Origin of the sequence: Sphingomonas pituitosa NBRC 102491 (assembly GCF_001598435.1) — a bacterium.
Lineage (GTDB): Bacteria > Pseudomonadota > Alphaproteobacteria > Sphingomonadales > Sphingomonadaceae > Sphingomonas > Sphingomonas pituitosa.
In genome coordinates this window covers 1-13,273 of record NZ_BCYY01000034.1, presented here as the reverse complement: position 1 = coordinate 13,273, position 13,273 = coordinate 1, and the positions used below count along the sequence as shown (strand labels likewise).

13 protein-coding genes, 2 tRNA genes and 1 other RNA gene are annotated in these 13,273 nt (G+C 67.7%); 9 read left to right on the top strand and 7 right to left on the bottom strand.

The window, feature by feature from the left end:
• Positions 1-5: 5 nt before the first annotated feature.
• Positions 6-1,472: an FGGY family carbohydrate kinase gene (locus SPI01S_RS20205; protein WP_066726930.1), complete on the bottom strand. Its 1,467-nt coding sequence runs from the start codon at positions 1,470-1,472 to the stop codon at positions 6-8.
• 130 nt (positions 1,473-1,602) lie between these two features.
• Between SPI01S_RS20205 and SPI01S_RS20200 the strand changes: the two genes are divergently transcribed.
• The 4 genes from SPI01S_RS20200 to SPI01S_RS20185 all read left to right on the top strand — a co-directional run bounded on the left by SPI01S_RS20200 (position 1,603) and on the right by SPI01S_RS20185 (position 4,825).
• Positions 1,603-2,823 (top strand): AI-2E family transporter, encoded by a 1,221-nt coding sequence (locus SPI01S_RS20200; protein ID WP_084253636.1) that lies wholly within the window; start codon positions 1,603-1,605, stop codon positions 2,821-2,823.
• 46 nt (positions 2,824-2,869) lie between these two features.
• A tRNA-Asp gene (locus SPI01S_RS20195) sits at positions 2,870-2,946 on the top strand.
• 70 nt (positions 2,947-3,016) lie between these two features.
• Positions 3,017-3,093: transfer RNA gene (locus tag SPI01S_RS20190), tRNA-Asp, on the top strand.
• Positions 3,094-3,178: 85 nt separating this feature from the next.
• Positions 3,179-4,825, top strand: coding sequence for a M28 family metallopeptidase (locus tag SPI01S_RS20185; RefSeq protein ID WP_066726927.1), 1,647 nt, complete (start codon positions 3,179-3,181; stop codon positions 4,823-4,825).
• Positions 4,826-4,956: 131 nt separating this feature from the next.
• Here SPI01S_RS20185 and SPI01S_RS20180 read toward each other — a convergent pair whose 3' ends face one another.
• The 5 genes from SPI01S_RS20180 to SPI01S_RS22010 all read right to left on the bottom strand — a co-directional run bounded on the left by SPI01S_RS20180 (position 4,957) and on the right by SPI01S_RS22010 (position 6,602).
• Positions 4,957-5,184: a DUF2842 domain-containing protein gene (locus SPI01S_RS20180; RefSeq protein ID WP_066726926.1), complete on the bottom strand. Its 228-nt coding sequence runs from the start codon at positions 5,182-5,184 to the stop codon at positions 4,957-4,959.
• Positions 5,181-5,735: a 5-formyltetrahydrofolate cyclo-ligase gene (locus tag SPI01S_RS20175; RefSeq protein ID WP_066726925.1), complete on the bottom strand. Its 555-nt coding sequence runs from the start codon at positions 5,733-5,735 to the stop codon at positions 5,181-5,183. Before SPI01S_RS20175 ends, SPI01S_RS20180 begins: the two co-directional genes overlap by 4 nt.
• 21 nt (positions 5,736-5,756) lie before the next feature.
• A non-coding RNA gene (gene ssrS / locus SPI01S_RS20170) (6S RNA) lies at positions 5,757-5,916 on the bottom strand.
• 12 nt (positions 5,917-5,928) lie between these two features.
• Positions 5,929-6,231: a cell division protein ZapA gene (gene zapA / locus SPI01S_RS20165; RefSeq protein ID WP_066726923.1), complete on the bottom strand. Its 303-nt coding sequence runs from the start codon at positions 6,229-6,231 to the stop codon at positions 5,929-5,931.
• Positions 6,231-6,602: a hypothetical protein gene (locus SPI01S_RS22010; RefSeq protein ID WP_245653706.1), complete on the bottom strand. Its 372-nt coding sequence runs from the start codon at positions 6,600-6,602 to the stop codon at positions 6,231-6,233. Before SPI01S_RS22010 ends, zapA begins: the two co-directional genes overlap by 1 nt.
• Here SPI01S_RS22010 and tkt point away from each other — a divergent pair.
• The 3 genes from tkt to SPI01S_RS20150 all read left to right on the top strand — a co-directional run bounded on the left by tkt (position 6,593) and on the right by SPI01S_RS20150 (position 11,069).
• Positions 6,593-8,560, top strand: coding sequence for a transketolase (tkt, locus tag SPI01S_RS20160; RefSeq protein ID WP_066726921.1), 1,968 nt, complete (start codon positions 6,593-6,595; stop codon positions 8,558-8,560). The two genes, SPI01S_RS22010 and tkt, sit on opposite strands and share 10 nt — an antisense overlap.
• Positions 8,557-9,561, top strand: a complete 1,005-nt coding sequence (gene gap, locus SPI01S_RS20155) for a type I glyceraldehyde-3-phosphate dehydrogenase (RefSeq protein ID WP_066726919.1) — start codon at positions 8,557-8,559, stop codon at positions 9,559-9,561. The genes tkt and gap overlap by 4 nt, the downstream gene beginning before the upstream one ends.
• A gap of 317 nt (positions 9,562-9,878) precedes the next feature.
• Positions 9,879-11,069, top strand: a complete 1,191-nt coding sequence (locus tag SPI01S_RS20150) for a phosphoglycerate kinase (RefSeq protein ID WP_066726962.1) — start codon at positions 9,879-9,881, stop codon at positions 11,067-11,069.
• A 127-nt stretch (positions 11,070-11,196) separates the two neighbouring features.
• On the opposite strand, the gene SPI01S_RS22490 is transcribed toward SPI01S_RS20150, so the two are convergent.
• A complete protein-coding gene (locus SPI01S_RS22490; protein WP_157084810.1) occupies positions 11,197-11,391 on the bottom strand; it encodes a hypothetical protein in 195 nt (64 codons plus the stop codon).
• Here SPI01S_RS22490 and SPI01S_RS20145 point away from each other — a divergent pair.
• The gene (locus SPI01S_RS20145) at positions 11,372-12,289 is read left to right on the top strand and encodes a class I fructose-bisphosphate aldolase (RefSeq protein ID WP_066726917.1); all 918 of its coding nucleotides are present in this window, start codon (positions 11,372-11,374) and stop codon (positions 12,287-12,289) included. The genes SPI01S_RS22490 and SPI01S_RS20145 overlap by 20 nt on opposite strands.
• 164 nt (positions 12,290-12,453) lie before the next feature.
• Positions 12,454-13,152 (top strand): thiamine phosphate synthase, encoded by a 699-nt coding sequence (gene thiE, locus SPI01S_RS20140; RefSeq protein ID WP_066726915.1) that lies wholly within the window; start codon positions 12,454-12,456, stop codon positions 13,150-13,152.
• The last annotated feature ends 121 nt before the right edge of the window (positions 13,153-13,273 follow it).

Below are 13,273 nucleotides of genomic sequence, written 5' to 3'. Positions count from 1 at the left end.
ATGCGTTACTCGACGGCCAGCACACGGCCGATGGCGTCGCGCCACCCTGCGAGCCGAACCGCCCGTACCTCCGGCTCCATCTGGGGCTCGAACGTCCGGATCGTGCCGCGCATCGCCGCCGCGTCGTCGAGGCTGGCGAACAGGCCGCAGCCGACCCCCGCCAGCATCGCCGCGCCTAGTGCGGTCGTCTCCGCGAAGTCGGGGCGATCGACGGGCAGGGCCAGCATGTCCGCCAGATCCTGCGCGATCCAGTCGTTGGTGATCATGCCGCCATCGACGCGCAGCCGCCCCCATTTCGCACCGTCGGCAGCGAAGGCTGTCTCCAGGTCGTGACTTTGGTGCGCCATGGCCTCCAGCGCGGCCCGGACGATGTGCGCGCGGCCCGACGAGAAGCTGAGGCCGGAGATGGTCGCACGCGCTTCGGGCTCCCACCAGGGTGCGCCCAGGCCGGTGAGTGCCGGCACGCAATAGACGCCGCCATTGTCGGGCACCGAGCGGGCCAGCGTTTCGGCTTCCGGCGCGGTGGCGATCATCCCCAGCGAATCGCGCAGCCATTGGACAAGGCTGCCGGCGACGAAGACGGATCCTTCCAGCGCATAGGTCCGCCGCCCGCCCAGCTGCCACAGCACCGTCGAGAGCAGCCGATGGCGCGAACGCGGCTGGAGCGTGCCGGCATTGGTGAGCACGAACGCGCCGGTGCCATAGGTCGCCTTGGTGTCGCCCGGGGTTAGGCAGGCCTGGCCGATCGTCGCCGATTGCTGGTCGCCGGCCAGCCCGCAGATCGGGATGGCGCCGCCAAAGGCGCGTGTCACCTCGAAGTGACCGGCGCAATCGACGATTTCGGGCAAGGCGGCGCGCGGCGCGTCGAACTGGTCGACCAGTCCGTCGCTCCAGCCACCGCTGCCCAGGCCCATCAGCAGCGTGCGCGAGGCGTTCGTCGCGTCGGTGATGTGGAGGCCGCCGGTCAGCTTCCATACCAGCCAGCTCTCCACCGTGCCGATGGCCAGCCGGTCGCCCGCTGCCTTCAGCTGCGGCCAGTTCGTCATCGCCCAGGCGATCTTGGTGCCGGAGAAATAGGGATCGAGCAGCAGCCCGGTGCGCGCCTGGATGCCGGGTTCCTCGCCCGCCTCGCGCAGCTTGAGGCACAGGCCTGCGCTACGCCGATCCTGCCAGCTGATCGCGGGGGCGAGCGGCTCGCCCGTCACCTTGTCCCAGAACACCACCGTCTCGCGCTGGTTGGTGATGCCGATCGCGGCGATTCGCTGCGGGCCGCCCGCCAGCGCGACCACAGCCGCGGCGCAGGCATGGCTCTGCCGCCAGATTTCATCGGCATCGTGTTCGACCAGCCCGGGCCCCGGATAATGCTGCGTCAGTTCTGCAGATCGACTTGCAACGCATTGGCCCGATGGCGTGAAGAGCATCGCTCGGGTCGAGGTGGTGCCCTCGTCGATCACAAGAAGCAATTCGGCCATGTAATTTAGGCTAGCTGGCAATAGATGTGGCCGCAATTGCGCCGTGTTAGCGCCCTGCATTGCCGCGACACGACCGCGCCTCTACACTGTACCAGAAAGGGATTTTCGCGTGGACCAGCGTACGGGCATGATGGGTGGAGACGGCGGTGACGCGGGAGGCGTTCCCGACAACATCGCGGCCGCCGACATGCCCGACCATTGGGACGGCGAGGAGGCGCCGCCGACCTTGCGGCGTGACCGGCTGATGGCGGCGCTGGTGCTGATCGCGGGTATGGGGCTGGTGCTGGCGCTGCCCTTCGCGCTCCAGGCCGGCGCGCGCTTTTTCCTGCCGGTCACGGCCTCGCTGGTGATCGCGATCGCGCTGGTGCCGCTGCTCGAATGGCTGGAACGGCATCGCCTGCCGGCGCCGATCGCCGCGTTCGTGTGCGTGCTGCTGTTCCTCACCGCGGCGAATGTCGCGCTGGCATCGATCGTCGTACCGGCCTGGCAGTGGATCCGCCGGTTGCCGGAGAGCGTGCCCAAGATCCAGCACAACCTCGAACCGCTGATCCGCTTCTATTCGAACCTCGAGCGGTTCGTGAACAAGACGCTGAACAATTTCGCCTCGGCACCGGTGCGCCAGCCGGTGGTGCAGGCCGCCCAGCCGCCGACGTCGCTGATGGACCTGTTCACCACCTCGGCCCCGTCGGCGCTGATCGAGATGTTCTTTGCGATTCTCGTCATCTATTTCTTCCTGTCCGGCTGGACCCGGCTGCGCCGCCGCGCGATCACCAGCCGGGCCAGCTTCGGCGGCGCGATGGCGACGGCGCGGGTGATCCAGGACGTGGTCGACGACACTTCGGCCTATCTGGGCACGATCACGCTGATCAACTTCACCCTGGGGCTGATCGTCGCGGGCGCGCTGTGGCTGATGGGGATGCCCACGCCGCTGATGTGGGGCGGCCTCGTCGCGCTGCTCAACTACATTCCGTACATCGGCCCGGTGATCGCCGCGCTGCTGCTCGCAGTGGGCGGGCTGATGTCCTATGCCGATATCGGCACGGCGATGGTGCCGCCGGCGATCATGATCGCCGCGCATCTGGTGGAGGCCAACGTCGTCACACCGCTCATCGTCGGCCACCGGCTGACGATCAACCCGATCATGATCCTGATCTCGCTGAGCTTCTGGGGGTGGGTGTGGGGGACCACCGGCGCGCTGCTGGCGGTGCCGCTGCTGATCATCATCCAGACCGTGCTCAACGCTGCCGGCAAGCCGGACATCGCCGGATTCCTGTTCGAGCAGGGCACGCTGGTGCGCGATCCGGCGGACATTCGTTCGCGTCGTCGCGCGAACCTCGATCAATCCGGTTGACAGCCCCAAAACACGCAGCTAGGTGCCGCCTCCTCGCTTGGCTCAAGCGGGTGTAGCTCAGTTGGTTAGAGCGCCGGCCTGTCACGCCGGAGGTCGCGGGTTCGAGCCCCGTCACTCGCGCCACTCGCCTTGCGGGACTCCAGATGGAATCCGGCGGCGATTGGCCGTCCAAGATTTCCTCGCTTGGTAGCAAGCGGGTGTAGCTCAGTTGGTTAGAGCGCCGGCCTGTCACGCCGGAGGTCGCGGGTTCGAGCCCCGTCACTCGCGCCATGCGGCGCATCTCCCCGAACGATCGGGACATGCGCGCTGGCAAAGGCCTTTGCGGGCCCTCCCGTTTCTGCGCTAAGCCGCTGCGATGATCCGCACTTCCGTTGGCGCGCTCGCGCTGCTCCTCGCCACAACCGCCATCCCTGCCTCGGCCCAGATCGCCGCCGATCCTGCCCGAATCGAGCAGACCGTCCGCACGCTCGCCTCCGATTCGTTCGAGGGCCGCGCGCCCGGCACGCGCGGCGAGGACCGCACGCTCGGCTATCTCGTGGCGCGATTCGAAGCGCTGGGGCTGCAGCCGGCCGGTCCGGACGGCCAGTGGCTCCAGAAGGTGCCGCTGCTGCACACCCGGCTGGGTGCGCCCGCCACGCTGCGATTCGATGGCCCCAAGGGCGCGATGCCGGTCGAGCAGGCCAGGGACCTCTACGTCTCGACGATTCGCCCCGATGCTGCCGCCCGAATCGCCAACGCCCCGGTGGTGTTCGTCGGCTACGGCGTCACCGCGCCCGAGCGGCAGTGGGACGACTTCAAGGGCGCCGACCTGAAGGGCAAGGTCGTGGTGTTCCTCGTCAACGATCCCGATTTCTCGGCGGAGAAGGGGGAGCCGGTCGCCGGCAAGTTCGGCGGCCGGACGATGACCTATTATGGCCGCTGGACCTACAAGTTCGAGGAAGCCGCGCGGCGCGGCGCGGTCGGCGCGCTGATCGTCCACGACACGCCCGGCGCCGGTTATGGCTGGAACGTCGTGATCAGCAGCGGCGGCGAGAATTACGACATCGTCCGCAAGCCCGAGGACCTGACCAGCGTCGCGCTGCAGGGCTGGCTGGAGGGCGGGGCGGCGACGCGGCTGTTCGCCGCCGCCGGGCTCGACCTTGCGAAGCTGCGGGTCGAGGCGCGCAAGGCGAGCTTCCGCCCGGTGCCCCTGGAAGGCGTCCACTTCACCGCCGACGTACCGGTCACCGCCGAGCAGGTCGACAGCTACAATGTGCTGGCGAAGATCCCCGGTAGCGAGCGGCCCGACGAAGCCGTGATGTTCGGCGCGCACTGGGATGCCTACGGCGCCGGCAAGCCCGACGCCAAGGGCCGCATCTACCGCGCCGGCGCCAATGACGATGCGCTGGGCATTGCCGGGCTTTTAGAGATTGCCCGTGCCATGCAGTCGGGGCCCAAGCCCAGGCGCAGCGTCGTCTTCGCGGCGTGGACGGCGGAGGAGCGGGGGCTGCTCGGCTCGCTCTATTATACGCAGCACCCGGTGGTGCCGATGGCGAAGACCGTCGCCAACCTCACGCTCGACATCCTGCAGACCGCGGGCATCGCCAACGACGTCGTGCTGGTCGGCAAGGGCCAGAACACGCTGGAGGACGACATGGCCCGCGTCGCGGCGACGCAAGGGCGGCGGGTGACGCCCGAGGGGCTGCCCGAGCGCGGCCTGTTCTACCGCGCGGATCACTTCTCCTTCGCCAAGCAGGGCGTGCCGACGCTGCTGCTGATGGGCATCGCCGGTGCCTCGGATCTCAAGCAGGGCGGCACCGCGGCGGGGCAGGCGTGGATCGATGCCTATACCGGCCAGTGCTACCACCAGGCGTGCGACGCCTGGGGGCCGGACTGGAACTTGGGCGGCGCGGTGCAGGACATCGATCTGCTCGGCACGATCGGGGCGGAACTGGCGAACGGCACGGCCTGGCCGAGCTGGAAGGCGGGATCGGAGTTCAAGGCGATCCGCGAACGGCGCTGAGGCAGGCCCCCTCCACCACCGCCTTCGGCGGCGGTCCCCCTCCCCCGCTTTGCGGGAGAGGAGACGGTTAGGTGCCGCATCGGAATGAGCATTTCCTCCACCGCGTAGCGGGGGAGGGGGACCGCGCCGCGCTAGCGGCGTGGTGGAGGGGGCATCCGCCAGCGGCCGGTTTCCATCCAGCGCAGCAGCGGCTTGAGCGGCAGGATCCACACGATGCCGAGCGCAAAATAGATCAGCGTCTGCACCAGGATCGGCAGTGCGCCGATCTGGCCGGAAAAGCTCGCGACCAGCACCACCCACACCAGGATAAGCCCCACGATCGCCAGCGCGCCGGCGGGTTTGCGCCAGCTGGGGCTCATGGCTCGGCGTGCCGGCGCATGCCCTGCTCGGTGACTACCGCATGCAGGGGAACGTCCCAGATATCGGCGGGGAGGGCCGGGACCTCCTGTGCCGACCAGGCGACGCCGACGCGCCACGCCGACTCGAAGCGGGCGAAGGCGCGGTCGTAATGGCCGGCGCCCTGGCCCAGCCGGTTGAGCCGCGGGTCGAAGCCGATCAGCGGGGTCAGGATCACGTCGGGCGCCACTTCCGGGCTGGCGGCATCCGGCTGGCGGAGTCCGAACGGGCCCGCGACCAGCGGTGCGCCCATATCCCAGGCGAGGAAGCGGATCGGCGCCGCCCGGTCGATCACGTGCGGCAGGGCGAGCGCACAGCCTCGCTCCGCGGCGGCGGCGGCGAGCTGGGTGGGGTCGGCCTCGCTGCCCACCGGGCAATAGGTGGCGACGATCAGCCCCGGCGTCAGCCGCTCGACAAAGGCTTCGGGCGCCCGGATCGCGGTGGTCGATTGCGCGGCGAACAGGTCGCGCGCAGCCCGAAGCCGGGCCCGGAGGGCGGGCTTGTCGCTCAGCATCGGATCAGCATGGAAGGTGTGACGGGAACCACCATGGGCCGTTGGCCTGAATATCCACCGACGCACAGAACGTCAGGTGGGAACCATATGTTGCAGACCAGGATCTGCACAGGGACAGCTCCCATGGATGAAGATTATAGCCTCAGGGATAATTGCTAAGGCTCGCACCGGGCAGTTCCCGTCACTCCTCTATTTAGGACGTCGCGTTGCTTTCCTCAAGGGCCTCGGCAACGGCTTCCAGCCGATCGGCGATCCGCTCGAGCAACGTGTCGGAAAGCGCGGCTGCAGGCTTCTTCTCGGACTCGTCCAGTGCGTCGGCCAGGATCAGCGCGAGGTAGAGCAGGGTGCGCTCGCCGCTCTGGCCCCCGGCGGCGCGCATCGCCGCATCGGCATGGCGGCCGATCCGCGCCTCCAGTTCGCGGAGGTGGGGCATGTCGTCCTCGCGGGCGGAAACCGTGTAGCTGCGCCCGGCAACCTGGAGCGTGATGTCTGCCATCAGCCTTCGTCCTCTTCGTCGCCGGGTGCCGCGGCTTCGGCTTCGGCTTCGACTTCGCGCTCGATGGCGATCAGCGCGTCCAGCTCGCCGATTGCCGACTCGATTCGCGCGCGCAACGCCTCGTTTCGCGCTTCCAGCCGAGTGCGTACAAGCGCTTGCGACGCGGCTGCGACTTCGATGCGCTTTAGAGCCCGTTCGATACGATCTGATACTAGGTCGGACATTATGCCGCCGGATAGCATGGATCGCCGCAGCGGCAAGGCCGGCGCGGCATAATGCCCCGCGCGCGCGGTTGCGCCGAACGGTTGACGCGGGGCCCCCGTGCTTCCAAAGGCGTCCGCGACCAAATGGGGAATATCACGTGACAGCATCCTTTGCCGATTGCGCCAATGCGATCCGCGCGCTCTCCATGGACGCGGTCGAGGCCGCCAATTCGGGCCACCCGGGCATGCCGATGGGCATGGCCGATGTCGCGACCGTCCTGTTCCAGCGCTATCTGAAGTTCGATCCGGCCGATCCTGCCTGGCCCGACCGCGACCGGTTCGTGCTCTCGGCCGGCCACGGCTCGATGCTGCTCTATTCGCTCCTGCACCTGACGGGCTATGCCCGCCCGACGCTCGACGACATCCGGAACTTCCGCCAGATCGGCAGCCCGTGCGCGGGCCATCCGGAGAATTTCGAGCTCGCCGGCGTCGAATGCACCACCGGCCCGCTCGGCCAGGGCCTCGCGATGGCGGTCGGCATGGCGATTGCCGAGCGGCACCTGAACGCCACCTTCGGCGACGACCTGGTCGACCACAAGACCTGGGTGATCGCCGGCGACGGCTGCCTGATGGAAGGCATCAACCACGAAGCGATCGGCATCGCGGGCCATCTGAAGCTCAACCGCCTGATCGTGCTGTGGGACGACAACAAGATCACCATCGACGGCGCGGTTTCGCTCTCGTCGGTCGAGGACATTCCCGCTCGCTATCGCGCCACCGGCTGGCATGTCGTCGAATGCGACGGCCATGACGAGGCGGACATCGTCCGCGCGCTCGACGAGGCGATCGCCAGCGACAAGCCGGTGCTGGTCAAGTGCCGCACGGTGATCGGCAAGGGCGCGCCGAACAAGCAGGGCTCGTCGAAGGTCCACGGTTCGCCGCTGGGCAAGGACGAAGTCGCCGCCGCTCGCGCCGCGCTCGGCTGGAACCACCCGGCGTTCGAGATTCCCGGCGAAATCCGCGACGCCTGGCTGGAAGCCGGTGCCCGCGGTGCTGCGCCGCACGCCGCCTGGAAGGAGCGCCTGGCCGGCCACCCGGATCGCCTCGGCTGGGAACGCCGCGGCGACGTGCAGCCCAACCTGCTCCAGCCGCACATCCAGCAGCTGCTCGCCAATCCGCAAAAGGTCGCGACCCGCAAGGCGTCCGAACTGGCGCTGGAGGCGGTCAACGCGATCCTGGACGAGACGATCGGCGGCTCGGCCGACCTCACCGGCTCGAACAACACGCTGACCAAGGGGCTGCAGCGGCTCGATGCCGATAATTACGGCGGCCGCTACCTCAACTACGGCATCCGCGAATTCGGCATGGCCGCGGCGATGAACGGCATGGCGCTGCACGGGGGCGTGATCCCCTATGGCGGCACCTTCCTCGTGTTTGCGGATTATGCGCGGGCCGCGATCCGCCTCTCGGCGCTCCAGCATGCCCGCGTCGTCTATGTGATGACGCACGATTCGATCGGTCTGGGCGAGGATGGCCCGACCCACCAGCCGGTCGAGCATCTGATGAGCCTGCGCGTCATCCCCAACCTCGACGTGTGGCGTCCGTGCGACGTCGTCGAGACCGCCGAGGCGTGGGAAGCCGCGCTCGCCAAGACCGACGGTCCCGCGCTGATCGCGCTCAGCCGCCAGAACCTGCCGCAGCTGCGCACCGAAGCCGCAGAGAACCGCTCGGCCCGGGGCGCCTATGCGCTGCTGGAAGCGGAAGCGCCGCGCAAGGTGGTGCTGTATGCTACCGGCTCGGAAGTGGAGATCGCCGTCGCGGTGCGTGAGGCGCTGGAAGCCCAGGGTATCGGCGCCGATGTCGTCTCGGTTCCCTGCTTCGAGCGTTTCGACGCGCAGGACGCGGCCTATAAGCGCGACATCCTGCCGGCGGATGCGCTCAAGGTCTCGATCGAGGCAGGCACCACCTTCGGGTGGGAGCGCTATACCGGAAACGATGGTTTGCGCTTCGGCGTGGATAGTTTCGGCGCCTCGGGCCCCTATCTAAAGCTCTACGAACATTTCGGACTCACTGCGGGCGCCATCGTGCCCCAGATCCTCGCTAAGCTGAACGGAGAACAGGCATGACGAAGGTTGCGATCAACGGTTTCGGACGTATCGGCCGTCTGGTGGCACGCGCGATCCTCGAGCGCCCGGAAAGCGGCCTCGAGCTGGTCACGATCAACGACCTGTCGGACGCCAAGTCGAACGCCTGGCTGTTCTCGCGGGACAGCATCCACGGCAAGTATCCCGGCACGGTCGAAGCCGACGGCAACGACATCGTCGTCGACGGTAAGCGCATCAAGGTCACCGCCGAGCGCGATCCGGCGAACCTGCCGCACGCCGCAAACGGCGTCGACATCGTGCTCGAGTGCACCGGCTTCTTCACCGATCGCGCATCGGCCCAGAAGCATATCGACGCCGGCGCCAAGAAGGTGCTGATCTCGGCCCCGGGCAAGAATGTCGACCTCACCGTGGTCTACGGCGTGAACCACGACAAGCTGGCCGCCGAGCACACGATCGTCTCCAACGCGTCGTGCACCACCAATTGCCTGGCGCCGGTCGCCAAGGTCCTCAACGACGCGATCGGCATCGAGCGCGGCCTGATGACCACGGTGCACGCCTATACCAACGACCAGAAGATCCTCGACCAGATCCACCCGGATCTGCGCCGTGCGCGCGCCGCCGCGATGTCGATCATCCCGACCACGACGGGCGCCGCCCGCGCGGTGGGCGAGGTGCTGCCGGAGCTCAAGGGCAAGCTCGACGGTTCGGCCGTGCGCGTGCCGGTGCCGGACGGCAGCCTCGTCGACCTGACCTTCATGCCGGGCCGCGATACCTCGGTCGAGGAAGTCAACGCGGTGCTGAAGGCGGCCTCGGAGAGCGGTCCGCTCAAGGGCGTGCTCGTCTACACGGCCGATCCGATCGTCTCGGCCGACATCGTCCACACGCCCGCCTCGTCGACCGTCGACAGCCTGGAGACCGCAGTGATCGACGGCAAGCTGGTCCGCGTCGTCAGCTGGTACGACAATGAATGGGGCTTCTCGAACCGCATGGTCGACACCGCGACCGTGATGGCCGGGCTCTGATCTAATTACCCGAAGCCCCTCCCGCTCGCGGGAGGGGCAGGGGAGGGGCGGCTTCACTGCCACGCCCCTTCCGGATCTCCGCTCGGCTGGTAGATCGTTACGTCGCTTTCCTTCTGTCATCCCGGCGAAAGCCGGGATCCATTCGCCACTCGGGCGAGGCAGGAGCGAGAACGTCCAGGCCAATGTATCCCGGCCTTCGCCGTGATGACGGCTGTGGGGACGGTAAAACGAGACGGCCGAGAGAATACAGCGCAACTTGCGAGCGCTCCGCCATCAGGATGCCGCTCGCGCAGCAATTCAAACGCGAGGGGTTCAGCATGGCGCGCAATTTCAAGACGCTCGACGACATGGGCGATATCACCGGCAAGCGGGTGCTGGTCCGCGAGGACCTCAACGTGCCGATGGCCGACGGCAAGGTGACCGACGACACGCGTCTGCGCGCTGCGATCCAGACCGTCGCCGAACTGGCGGACAAGGGCGCCAAGGTGCTGGTCCTCGCCCATTTCGGCCGCCCCAAGGGCAATCCCAGCGCCGAGCTGTCGCTCGCCCAGGTGGTGAAGCCGTTCGAGCAGGTGCTCGGCCGCCCGGTCCGCTATATCGACTGGGAAGGCGATGCCGCCTCGGTCGCGACGCTGAACAACGGCGACATCGCGCTCCTGGAAAACACCCGCTTCTTCGGCGGTGAAGAGAAGAACGACCCGGCCGTGGTCGATCGCTTCGCAGCCCTCGGCGACCTCTATGTCAACGACGCCTTCTCGGCCGCGCACCGCGCACACGCCTCGACCGAGGGCCTCGCCCACAAGCTGCCCGCCTTTGCCGGCCGCCAGATGGAAGCCGAGCTCGACGCGCTCGACAAGGCGCTCGGCAATCCCGAGCATCCGGTCGCGGCGGTGGTCGGCGGCGCCAAGGTGTCGACCAAGCTCGACGTGCTCAAGCACCTCGTCGCCAAGGTTGATCACCTGATCATCGGCGGCGGCATGGCCAACACCTTCCTCGCCGCACGCGGCGTCGATGTGGGCAAGAGCCTGTGCGAGCATGACCTCACCGGCACCGCCGAGGAGATCCTCGACGCCGCCGATGCCGCGGGCTGCACCGTCCACCTGCCGTACGACGTGGTGGTGGCGAAGGAATTCCGCGCCAACCCGCCGGTGCGCACCGTCAACGTCCACGAAGTCGCCGCCGACGAGATGATCCTCGATGTCGGCCCCGCCGCCACCGAGGCGCTGGCCGACGTGCTCAAGACCTGCAAGACCCTGGTCTGGAACGGGCCGATGGGCGCGTTCGAGATCCCGCCGTTCGATGCGGCGACCGTCTCGCTCGCCCGCACCGCGGCCGCGCTCACCAAGGAAGGACAGCTCGTCTCGGTCGCCGGCGGCGGCGATACGGTGGCGGCGCTCAACCAGGCCGGTGTGGCGGGCGAGTTCAGCTTCGTCTCGACCGCGGGCGGTGCCTTCCTCGAATGGATGGAAGGCAAGGAACTCCCCGGCGTCGCCGCGCTCGCGCGCTGAGGTCCAGGCAATCAGCAGGAAAGGGGCGGGGCGCGGCAGCGTTCCCCGCCCCTCTCTGTTTCGTCGATCACCGGTCGATTCTCCCGCACCCTGCGGTCCGATCGTGGTGCGATATCGTGGTATCGCGTCAATAAGACAGCTTCTGAAAACCAATTTCGAACCAATTCGGCGGCAGGTCCTTCAGCTGTTTCGCAGTTGCGAAATAACTTTCGCTTCGCAGCATATGGCCAGCGTTGTCAGCCTTTTCGTTACCAATTTGCCGCGATAGGGACCGCACATCGATTACCAATGTGAGGAACATCATGGGCATCACACCGGCCATCAAAGCGATCCTCGACAATTACGGCTCCGACAATCCCGGAGTGAAGGCGAACCTCGCGCGGATCCTGATGCAGGGGCGGCTGGGCGGCACCGGCAAGCTCATCATCCTGCCGGTCGACCAGGGGTTCGAGCACGGCCCCGCGCGCAGCTTCGCGGTGAACCCCGATGCCTATGATCCCCATTACCATTTCCAGCTCGCGATCGACGCCGGCCTGTCGGCCTATGCCGCGCCGCTGGGCATGATCGAGGCGGGCGCCGACACCTTCGCCGGCCAGATCCCGACGATCCTCAAGGTCAACAGCTCGAACAGCTGGGCGACGGACATCAACCAGGCGGTCACCGGCGGCGTCGACGACGCGTTGCGGCTCGGCTGCTCGGCGATCGGCTTCACCATCTATCCGGGCGCCGACGGCGTGTTCGAGATGATGGAAGAGATCAAGGAAATGCGCGCCCAGGCAGCCTCGGTCGGCATCGCCACCGTGATCTGGTCCTATCCGCGCGGCGGCAAGCTCAGCAAGGACGGCGAACTTGCGCTCGACGTCGGCGCCTATGCCGCGCACATGGCGGCGCTGCTCGGCGCACATATCATCAAGGTGAAGCTGCCCGCCGCCAATATCGAGCAGCCCGAGGCCAAGAAGCTCTACGAGGGCACCGACTGGTCGAACCAGGCCGATCGGGTCGCCCATGTCGTGCAGAGCTGCTTCGCCGGCCGCCGCATCGTCGTCTTCTCGGGCGGCGCGTCGAAGGGCGCCGATGCCGTCTACCAGGACGCGCGCGACATTCTCGCCGGCGGTGGCAATGGCTCGATCATCGGCCGCAACACTTTCCAGCGCCCGCGCGCCGAAGCGCTGGCGATGCTCGACAAGCTGGTCGCGATCTACAAGGGCGAGGAGGCCTGAAACCTGCCCCGGCGGCGCCGGCGGGGTTCGCCCCGAACGGCGCCGCCGCATAACGGCCGCGGTCCCGCGCGCCGCACCCGCTGCTTGACCCCGAAGGACAGGGTGTGGAAGGCCCGCCCGCAAAGGCGGTAGCGTTCCGCCGATCATCAGCAGCGGAGTACCCCATGTCCGATCCCTTCGACGATCTCGAAGACGAAGCGAACCTCGAAGGCTTTGCCGAGAAATTCGTCCGCGACGATCGTCGCCCGCCGTGCCAGCTCTATCTGATCTCGCCGCTCGACGTGACCGGCGCCTTCCCGGATCGCCTGCGCCGCGCGCTCGATGCCGGCCCCGTCGCCGCCTTCCAGTTCCGGGTGAAGGATGTCGACCAGCACCAGGCCGCCAAGCTTGCCGAGCCGCTGCAGCGCATCTGTGCCGATGCCGACGTCGCCTTCCTCGTCAACGACAGCGTCAGCCTCGCCAAGCGCCTGGGCGCCGATGGCGTGCACCTGGGGCAGGGGGACGGCGATGCCCGCGAAGCCCGCGTGATCCTTGGTCCGAACGTCCAGATCGGGGTGACCTGCCACGACAGCCGCCATCTGGCGATGGACGCGGGGGAGGCAGGTGCCGACTATGTTGCGTTCGGCGCCTTTTATCCGACCACCACCAAGCAGACCGACCATCGCCCCGAGCCGGTGATCCTGTCCTGGTGGTCGGCGCTGTTCGAGATTCCCTGCGTTGCGATCGGCGGGATCACGCCGGCGAATGCGGCGCCCCTGGTGCAGGCGGGCGCGGACTTCCTCGCGGTGAGCAGTGCCGTCTGGAACGGCGATGAGGCGGAAGCAGTCCGTGCATTCGCCGCGATTCCCCGCATGCAGGCCTGATTCACGGCTGATTCGACCGCGATTCGGCGAGAATGGTCATCAAATGGTCATTCTCGCCAACCCGCCATCATCGCAAAATCCCAGCATTTACAGGTGTTTGGGGGATGGTTCCGGGAAAAAC